Source organism: Frankia sp. CcCS3 (assembly GCF_977927575.1).
This window is the reverse complement of record NZ_CDWRCL010000185.1, coordinates 1-8,182: the sequence shown is the minus strand read 5'-3', so window position 1 is coordinate 8,182 and position 8,182 is coordinate 1. Positions and strand designations below refer to the sequence as shown.

Here is an 8,182-nt window from a genome sequence, read left to right as displayed (position 1 = left end):
CACGAATCTACGTGAATGTTTACGGTGAGCAGTGCTCGGGCATGCACCAACACGATGGGTCGTTGTCGACATAGAGAATCCGCGACTCCGGCGCGACCTCCTGGACGACCTCATGCAGGTTCGGCGCGGTCGGCAGCCCGGTGCCGATATCCAGGAACTGCCGGATGCCGTGCTCCGCCGCCAGGACGCGGGCCATCCTGACCATGAAGTTCCGGTTGGCCCGCATGGACGTGGGCAGCTTGAGCATACTCCTGGTGAACTCCGCGGCCGCCGCCCGGTCGGCCGGGAAGTTTTCCTTGCCGCCGAGTATGTAGTCGTAGACCCGCGCCGAGTGCGGAACGTCGATCTTCAGGTCGACGTTCCGCGGCGCCCAGTCCGGCACCACCGAGCCGTAGGTCCACCCGGCGTCGTCACCTCCAGCCACGACTCCCCCTATCTCTGACAGCGCCCATACACAGACACACTGATTATTCCTCCCAGACTCTCCCATGACCCCGTAATGGCGGCATCGGATGGGGTCGAGGAGTGACGTCCTCGGGGAGTGATGCGTCCTGGGATGCGGGGCATGCCTGGAGTGGAGTCCACGGACGTGCTGTACGAAGAGCGACGATCTAGCGACTCGCCGGACTCGCCGGAGCGAATTTTGGGGACCCGAGCACGGTTTGCAGCCCCTGGACCGTTCCTTGCTCCCCAGAACTCGGCCGCCCCCGGGCTCCGGGGGCGGACACTGGACGGAGATCATCGTCTCGTGAGCACCGAGCTGATCGATCTGTCGGTACCTATCGTGACCGGCATGCCCGTCTACCCGGGGGATCCCGAGGTCGACGTGTCACCGGCACTGACCGCGGCCGAGTCCGGCGTCAACGTGCAGCGCCTGCACCTGGGATCACAGACGGGCACGCATGTCGACGCCCCCTTCCACACCGACGACTCGCTGCCCAGGGGACGTAATGAAGTAACAAATACGTGATCGAGAGCATCATCGCAGGTCACAGGCCTGTGGAGGGTTCGAAACGCGCAAGTTATTTCATTTCGACTCCCCAGGCTCGACGAGGTTCCGCTACAACGTTTCACCGGACCCGCGGTTCTGCTGGCTGCACGGGGCTACGGCCCACAGGCGGCGATCGGCCCGGAGGTGCTGTCGGGCCCATTTACCCGCCCGTTTCCCCACGATGTCGTCGTCCTCATCGTCACAGGATGGTCCGTCCACTGGGGCCGCGACGGGTACCTACGATATCCCTATCTCGCGCCGGACACCGCGCGGGCCCTCGTCGACGCGGGTGTCCGGACGGCCGGTATCGATGCGCTCAGCGTTGATCGGACACCCGGACCGGGGCAGGATGTCAGTCTCGCGGCCCACCGGATTCTGGGTGGGGCCGGTGCCGTCATCGTAGAGAACCTGACCAGTCTCGATCGACTTCTCACCGCCCGGGCGAACGGGCGGCCCATCCACATCGCCCTGTTCCCGATTCCGCTCGCCGGAGCCGACGGTGCCCCGGTCCGGGCAGTCGCAAGCGTCGGCCCCACGGATCAGCTCCCCACCGCGTGCCGTCGCAGCAGCGGGTCGAGTTCGCCGGACGTGTCCCCCACGACGTTCCCGCCCGCCGGTGACGCATCGGCCGTCGGCCCGGCCGGCGTCGCCGTACCCGAGGGCATGATCCCGGCGGGAGCCACCAGCCCACCGTGCGTCCCCGGGGGATTGACCTGCACCCGGCCGGGGCGTGAGGTGGTCGAGCGCGTGCCCACGCGGGGCGCGGGCCGGATGGCCGGCCGGGCCGAGGCCACGTCCCCACCGTCAACGCCGTCAACGCCGTCAACGCCGTCAACGCCGGTCTCGCCGTAGCCCGTCTCGGGGTACCCGGCGAACCGGGCGAGATCGTCCCCTTCCGCGTCCTCGTCCAGCCCCGGCTGGCCGGCCACCAGAGCGCCGAGGTCGATCGTCTCGGCGCCGGCGATCGCGAGCTCCTCGTCGGTGAGCTCCTCCACCGGCTGCTGACCAACCCGCTCCGCCAGGGGGTCCGGTCCCGGCTGGCGCTGCCGGTAGGCGAAGGAGGACCCGATCGGGGGCCGCCGACGCCGGGCGGCCCGCTCGGCCTCGATCCGCCGGTCTACCGCCGCACGCGCGGCGGCCAGCCGCCGCGCGGTCTGCGCCGACCGGCGAAGATAAACGAGGTACGCGCCGAGTACGGCATCGACGAGGAACTGCCCGGCGATCCACAGCCCGCCGAGGATGGCGGCCAGCACGATGCTCACCGGAAGCAGGACGAGCAGGACGAGCAGGCGCTGCCGACGCACCCGCATCAGGGCGGCACCCTCGGCGTCCGCCCGGCGCTCGGGACCGCGCGGAGGAACATCCGCCCGCGGGTCGTCGGGGTGCGCACCCGACCACTGTGGGCGGTTGGGGCGTCCGTCCTCCGAGCCCCCGCCCTCCGGATCCTCGCCAGCAGACCCGCCGCCGGATAGCAGCGCGCCACCGGTCGAAGCGTCCTCGATGATCGGCATGCCGGACGCGATGGGCATCCCGGGGACGACGGGCTGCCCGCCGGGGGCTCCGGCCTCCCGGGACGGCCCGGCGGACACCGAATCCCCGAGCTCCGCGAGGTCGACCGGTCCATCGAATTCCGCGTGCGACATTCCCGTTCCTCCCGCGGTGAAGACGCCGTCATGATCGCCGCCGAAACGATCGACGACGGCATCGCCCCGGCCGGGTGGCCGTCGGGAGAGCACCCGCCTCGCAACCGTGAAACGCTCGGTGGACCGCTGCTGCGCCGTCGTGTCGTGACGGCGCAGCCACATCGGGATCAGCACGAATCCCCAGACCGCGACGATCGCCACCCAGATCAACGCGCTCATCGGACCACGCCTGCACGACCCTGGTCGATCCCATCATCGACCATCATGATCCCGCCCGCCCCCATACTCCCACCCGATCCTGTGGTTACGTTGTCAATTTCGCGGGATCTGTGGTCTCCGTGGTGTTCACCGCTCCCGGGGAGAGGGAACAGCACGGGAAACGTGTCCCACCCACCACCCACCGGACGCACACCATCCGCGGCGAGCGCGGCGGGCGCGGGCGCTCTGACCATGAGGAGCCTCTTCTCGACACCAACGATTGCGATTTCGTAGTCGACGCTAGTGAGCGAAATCCACGTGGTCACCGACCCGGAGCCCGCGTGTCGCATCCGCAACTGGATGGGTGATGGTGGATGTGTCGTCGTCAAAACGCACCGCGGACCCCCCAGGACCGCATCTGACCTATGGAAGCCCTTGTAGAGAGCATCGACATCCGGTCAGGACCTTCGCTTTGTCACCGGATTGAGATCCGGAACGACGGGCGGTGACGAGAAGGGACTACGTCCGGTAACCGACACCGTCCCGGTGCCGGAGTGGAACGTGTCACGCGAGCCGTGGATCCAGGCATCGTTCTCAGGCGCGGCGGCACCGTCGGGCGCGGCACCGTCGGGCGGCGCGGCGGCCGCTCAGGGCCGGCTGTACCGGGTCTCCCGCCAGCGGTGCACCAGGCCCTCGGGGACGTCCTCGGTCGTCAGCGCGAATCCGATGTGGTCGCGGTAGCGGCCGTCGATGGCGAGGAAGTGCCGGTGCAGCCCTTCCTCGCGGAAGCCGAGCTTCGCGAGCACCCGCCGGCTCGCGGCGTTCTCCGGGCGCACATTCGCTTCCACCCGGTGCAGCCCGACCGGCCCGAAACAGTGGTCGACGACGAGCGCGAGCGCGGTCGGCGTGATGCCTCGACCGGCGTACTCGCTGTCGATCCAATAGCCGACCTGAGCGCTGTTGAACGCCCCGCGCACGATCGTGGACACGGTCACCTGACCGACGAGCCGCCCCTCGAAGGTGACCGCGAACGGCAACGTGGCGCCGAGCCGGGCCTGCTGGCGCAGGCGGTGCCACATCTGACGGTAGATCGAGAGGGTCTGGCGCTGCGCCCAGGTCTCGCGGACCATCATCACTCCGGGTGGGGTCGCCTCCCACGGCGCCAGCCAGTCGGCGTTGCGCAGCCGCACCTCGACCCACGTGGAGGCGTCACGCAGACGAAGCGGCCGCGCCTGGACCCGTCCGTCGGTCAGGACTGCCGGCCAACCCGGAGCTCCCACCGTCGCGCCCTATCCGGCGTCGGCAGCATCGGCAGCATCAGCTGGGGCTGGGGCAGGGGCGGCTGCGGCGGCTGTGGCGAGGCCCGCGGACCCCGCGGCCGGGTGCCCGTGGTCGTCGGCCCCGCGCAGCTGGGCGACGGCATGACCCACCACCCCGGCCAGCACGCCCAGCCCGTCGCGTACCCCACCGGTCGAGCCGGGAAGGTTCACCACCAGGGTGGCGGCGACGGTTCCGACGAGCCCGCGGGAGAGCACCGCCGCCGGCGCGGTCTCCCGACCCGCCGCGCGCAGCGCCTCGGCAAGTCCGGGCACGGCCCGCTCGATCACCTCGCGCGTCGCCTCGGGGGTGACGTCGCGGGGACCGAGGCCGGTGCCACCGGTGCTCACCACCAAGTCCACGCCGTCGGCGGCGGCGGACCGCAGCGCCACGACGATCTCATCCCGCTCGTCCGGGACGATCGTCGCCGCGCCCACCTCGAAACCGAGTTCGACGAGCCCGGCGACGAGCAACGGGCCCGACCGGTCGGCATAGATCCCTCGGTACGCCCGGTCGGAGACGGTGATGACCCGGGCCCGGGCACCCGCGGGAAGGTGGCGCATGCCACTCATTCCGCGGACCCCGCGCCCGGCGGGGGGGCGGCAGGCCAGTCTCCGGAGCGTCCCCCGGTCTTCGCGATCACTCGCACCCCGGTCAGCTCCGCGGCGGGATCCACCGCCTTGACCATGTCGTGCAGCGTGAGCCCGGCGACGGCGACGGCGGTCAGCGCCTCCATCTCGACGCCGGTCCGGTCCGCCGTCCGGACGGTGGCCGTGATCGCCACACCGTCGTCCCGTACGTCCAGCTCGACCGTGACGCCGGAGATCGCGATGGGATGGCAGAGCGGAACGAGATCAGGCGTACGCTTGGCCCCCATGATCCCCGCGACCCGGGCGACTGCGAGGGCGTCGCCCTTCGGTACCCCCTGCCCGCGCAGCAGCGCCACGACCTCGGGAATGACCCGCAGCATCCCGGTGGCGGTCGCGGTACGGGCAGTGACGTCCTTCGCCGACACGTCGACCATGCGGGCCGCGCCGCGGTCGTCAACGTGGGTGAGCCGGGCTGCGGTCACCAGGGCACCGATCCGGCGGCCCGGGCCGCGGCCGCGTCCCCCCGGCCGGCTTCAGCCCGCGAGCCGAGGTCCGGGGAAGCCAGGTCCGGGGCATCGACGTCCGCAGTATCCGCAACCGCCCAGGCCGTGCCGGAGAGAATGGCCCTCAATCCGTCCGGGAGCAACAACGCCGGCAGCCGGCTGCCCGCCGACACCTCGGTAACCTCCTCAGGGATGATCAGCAGCGCCTGCGCTCCCGCTAGCGAGGTGAGCTGATGTGACCCCTGCCCGCCGGCCAACTGGGCGACGGTGGCGGGTTCCAGGCACCCGCCGCCCCCGCTCCGCTCCAGCCCCACCCGCAGGAAGGACCTCTTCCCGAGAGGGGAACGCAGGTCGGATCCGACGGTCACGACAATCCTCGGGAGCCCGGTGCCGGCGAGACCGCGCATCCGTTGCAGGGCCGGGCGGACGAACAGCTCGAACGAGACGAGGGCGCTGACCGGGTTCCCCGGCAACGTGAAGACCGGCACACCGTCGACCAGGCCGAAACCCTGCGGCTTGCCCGGCTGCATCGCGACCCGGTCGAACCGGACGGTCCCGGTCCGCGCGAGCACCTCCTTGACGACGTCGTACGCCCCGACGCTGACGCCACCGGTCGTCACCACGGCATCCACGTCGGGAAGCACCCCGTGCAGGGCTGCGGCGAAGGCGTCCGGCTCGTCGGGCACCCCGGCCAGGCGGCGTACCACTGCGCCGGCCTCCCGCGCCGCGGCGGCGATGCCATGGCTGTTCGAGTCGACGATCTGCCCGGCGCCCAGCGGTGTACCGACCTCGACGAGCTCGGTCCCGGTGGACAGCACCGCCACCCGCGGCCGGGGATGCACCGGCGGGCGGGCCACGTTGACCGCGGCGAGCAGGCTGATCTGCGCGGAGCCGATGATCGTCCCGGCGGGGAGCACCAGGGCGCCCGGGGCGACGTCCTCCCCCGTCCGGCGGATGTGCAGGCCACGGCGCGGCGCCCGCTGGACCGCGACGGTCTGGCAGCCACCGTCGGTCCACTCGAGCTGGACGACCGTATCCGCTCCCGGGGGCAGCGGGGCCCCGGTCATGATGCGTACCGCGGCGCCGGGGACCAGCGCGGCCGGCGAACCCGGACCCGCGGGGACGTCGCCGATGACCGGCAGGGAGACGGGAGTGGCCGCCGACGCCTCGGCCACGTCGGCGGCCCGGACGGCGTACCCGTCCATGGCCGAGTTGTCGAACCCGGGAAGCGCGACCGTCGCCCGGACGTCCGCGGCGAGCACGCATCCGTGCGCCTCGTCCAGCCTGGCCTGCCGAGCGCGGGTCGGCCGCACCGTCGCCAGGATCCGCTCGAGGTGTTCATCCACCGAAGTCATGGGCGCCCGTCCATTTCTCTGCCCTTCGATGCACCACCCGTCGCGCGCCGGGTCCGGCATCACCCAGGCTACGGCCGTCGAAGCCCGGGCACCTCTTACCCGCAGTTACCTTCGGGTACCTCCAGCGGTCGGGACGGGGCGCATCCGCTCCGGGCCTCCCGGTCCGAACGGCGTGCCGCGACCGCCGGGCGCTGGCCGGTTCCAGGAGCGTTCCGGTCCTTGCCGGAGTCGTCGCCGGAGCCGTCAAGGCCTACCCGAAGAGAAGCCAGCACATCCCGAGACCCTCAAGCGATGAAGCGGATAAATTTGAAAAATATGGATAAATTAGGACAATGCTGCCTTCGGGCCGCCGGACGCGACATACTCCTCGATCCACGGGTACAGCTCGGGGCCAAGGTCGGCGCGCTCGCACGCGAGCCGGATGACGGCCTTCAGGTAGTCCACCCGATCGCCGGTGTCGTACCGCCGACCCGTGAAGATCACCCCGTGCACGGGCTCAGTGTCGGTGTCGGTGCCCCCCGCGGCACCGGCCGGTTCGACCGCCCGTAGCGCCAGGATCCGCAGGGCGTCGGTGAGCTGGATCTCCCCGCCCCGTCCCGGCTCGGTCCGCCGCAGGACATCGAAGATCGTCGGCGAGAGGATGTACCGCCCGATGATCGCCAGATTACTCGGAGCCTGCGCGACCGGTGGCTTCTCGACCAGGTCACGGATCCGCACGATCCCGTACCGGTCGTCGGCACCGGTGCCGGTACCAGTGCCGATGGACTCCACCGTGGCGACGCCGTAGAGGGAGACCTGGTCCTCGGGCACCTCCGTCAGGGCGATGACGCTGCCCCCGAAGCGGCGCTGCACGGCAAGCATCTCCTCGAGCAGCAGGTCCCGCTCGTCGATGAGATCGTCACCGAGGAGGACGGCGAACGGCTCGTTCCCCACGTGCGCCGCCGCGCAGAGCACGGCATGACCGAGCCCACGCGGCGACTGCTGGCGGACCGAGTGGACCTCGGCCAGTTCCGCCGACGCCCGGACCCGACGGAGACGAAGATCGTCGCCCTTCCGTTCGAGGGCCGCCTCGATGTCCGCCTCACGATCGAAATGATCCTCGATCGCCTTTTTCGTGCGGCTTGTGACAAGCAGGACATCACGCAGACCGGCGCGGGACGCCTCCTCGACGACGTATTCGATAGCCGGCCTGTCGACGACCGGCAGCATCTCCTTGGGGACGGCCTTCGTCGCCGGCAGGAAGCGGGTCCCCAGACCCGCGGCTGGAATTACCGCCTTCGTTACTGGCATAGCCGAAACCTTAGTCGGGTCCGTGGACACGGGCACCGCCCACGGCCCCGGCACAGGCAATGCACAGCTCACGGCGGCCGCCGGTCCCGCCCGCCGCTCGCCCGGACGTGCGCCGCGGGTCCGAGAACGAGCCCGCGGCACCTCGTGCCACCCGATCCACCACCGACAACACCCCTACCAGTAACTGGCAACACCTCTACCAACCGACAATATCACTACTAGTTAGTATAAATGCCACAATTTGTAACCTGAGAACCCTCCATCCAACATCACGCCCACGTTCACGTGTCGTATG

6 protein-coding genes and 2 pseudogenes are annotated in these 8,182 nt (G+C 70.5%); 1 reads left to right on the top strand and 7 read right to left on the bottom strand.

The annotated features are described in order from the left end of the window. Positions 1 to 424 (bottom strand): annotated as a pseudogene (locus AC08OQ_RS14995) (SAM-dependent methyltransferase); the annotation flags it as partial. Positions 425 to 544: 120 nt separating this feature from the next. Between AC08OQ_RS14995 and AC08OQ_RS14990 the strand changes: the two are divergent. Beyond that, a pseudogene (locus AC08OQ_RS14990) lies at positions 545 to 1,309 on the top strand (cyclase family protein); the annotation flags it as partial. 221 nt (positions 1,310 to 1,530) lie between these two features. Here the strand turns inward: AC08OQ_RS14990 and AC08OQ_RS14985 are convergent. From AC08OQ_RS14985 to AC08OQ_RS14960, 6 genes are all read right to left on the bottom strand, one after another. Next, on the bottom strand, positions 1,531 to 2,853 hold the full coding sequence (locus tag AC08OQ_RS14985) for a hypothetical protein (protein WP_476602339.1): 1,323 nt from the start codon (positions 2,851 to 2,853) through the stop codon (positions 1,531 to 1,533). A 626-nt stretch (positions 2,854 to 3,479) separates the two neighbouring features. Continuing rightward, complete coding sequence (locus tag AC08OQ_RS14980; RefSeq protein WP_476602044.1) at positions 3,480 to 4,112, bottom strand: GNAT family N-acetyltransferase; 633 nt, start codon at positions 4,110 to 4,112, stop codon at positions 3,480 to 3,482. Between the two features lie 9 nt (positions 4,113 to 4,121). Further along, a complete protein-coding gene (locus AC08OQ_RS14975) occupies positions 4,122 to 4,721 on the bottom strand; it encodes a MogA/MoaB family molybdenum cofactor biosynthesis protein (RefSeq protein ID WP_476602045.1) in 600 nt (199 codons plus the stop codon). Further along, on the bottom strand, positions 4,718 to 5,221 hold the full coding sequence (moaC, locus tag AC08OQ_RS14970; protein WP_462203809.1) for a cyclic pyranopterin monophosphate synthase MoaC: 504 nt from the start codon (positions 5,219 to 5,221) through the stop codon (positions 4,718 to 4,720). Before moaC ends, AC08OQ_RS14975 begins: the two co-directional genes overlap by 4 nt. Continuing rightward, positions 5,218 to 6,597 (bottom strand): molybdotransferase-like divisome protein Glp, encoded by a 1,380-nt coding sequence (gene glp, locus AC08OQ_RS14965; RefSeq protein WP_476602046.1) that lies wholly within the window; start codon positions 6,595 to 6,597, stop codon positions 5,218 to 5,220. The genes moaC and glp overlap by 4 nt, the downstream gene beginning before the upstream one ends. Positions 6,598 to 6,921: 324 nt before the next feature. Then, positions 6,922 to 7,887, bottom strand: a complete 966-nt coding sequence (locus tag AC08OQ_RS14960; protein ID WP_476602047.1) for a UTP--glucose-1-phosphate uridylyltransferase — start codon at positions 7,885 to 7,887, stop codon at positions 6,922 to 6,924. Positions 7,888 to 8,182 lie beyond the last annotated feature (295 nt).

What these genes read in the sequence shown, in the direction of transcription:
- glp (WP_476602046.1), bottom strand. Translation starts at nt 6,597, where the DNA reads ATGACTTCGGTGGATGAACACCTCGAGCGGATCCTGGCGACGGTGCGG.
- AC08OQ_RS14975 (WP_476602045.1), bottom strand. Translation starts at nt 4,721, where the DNA reads ATGAGTGGCATGCGCCACCTTCCCGCGGGTGCCCGGGCCCGGGTCATC.
- AC08OQ_RS14960 (WP_476602047.1), bottom strand. Translation starts at nt 7,887, where the DNA reads ATGCCAGTAACGAAGGCGGTAATTCCAGCCGCGGGTCTGGGGACCCGC.
- AC08OQ_RS14985 (WP_476602339.1), bottom strand. Translation starts at nt 2,853, where the DNA reads ATGAGCGCGTTGATCTGGGTGGCGATCGTCGCGGTCTGGGGATTCGTG.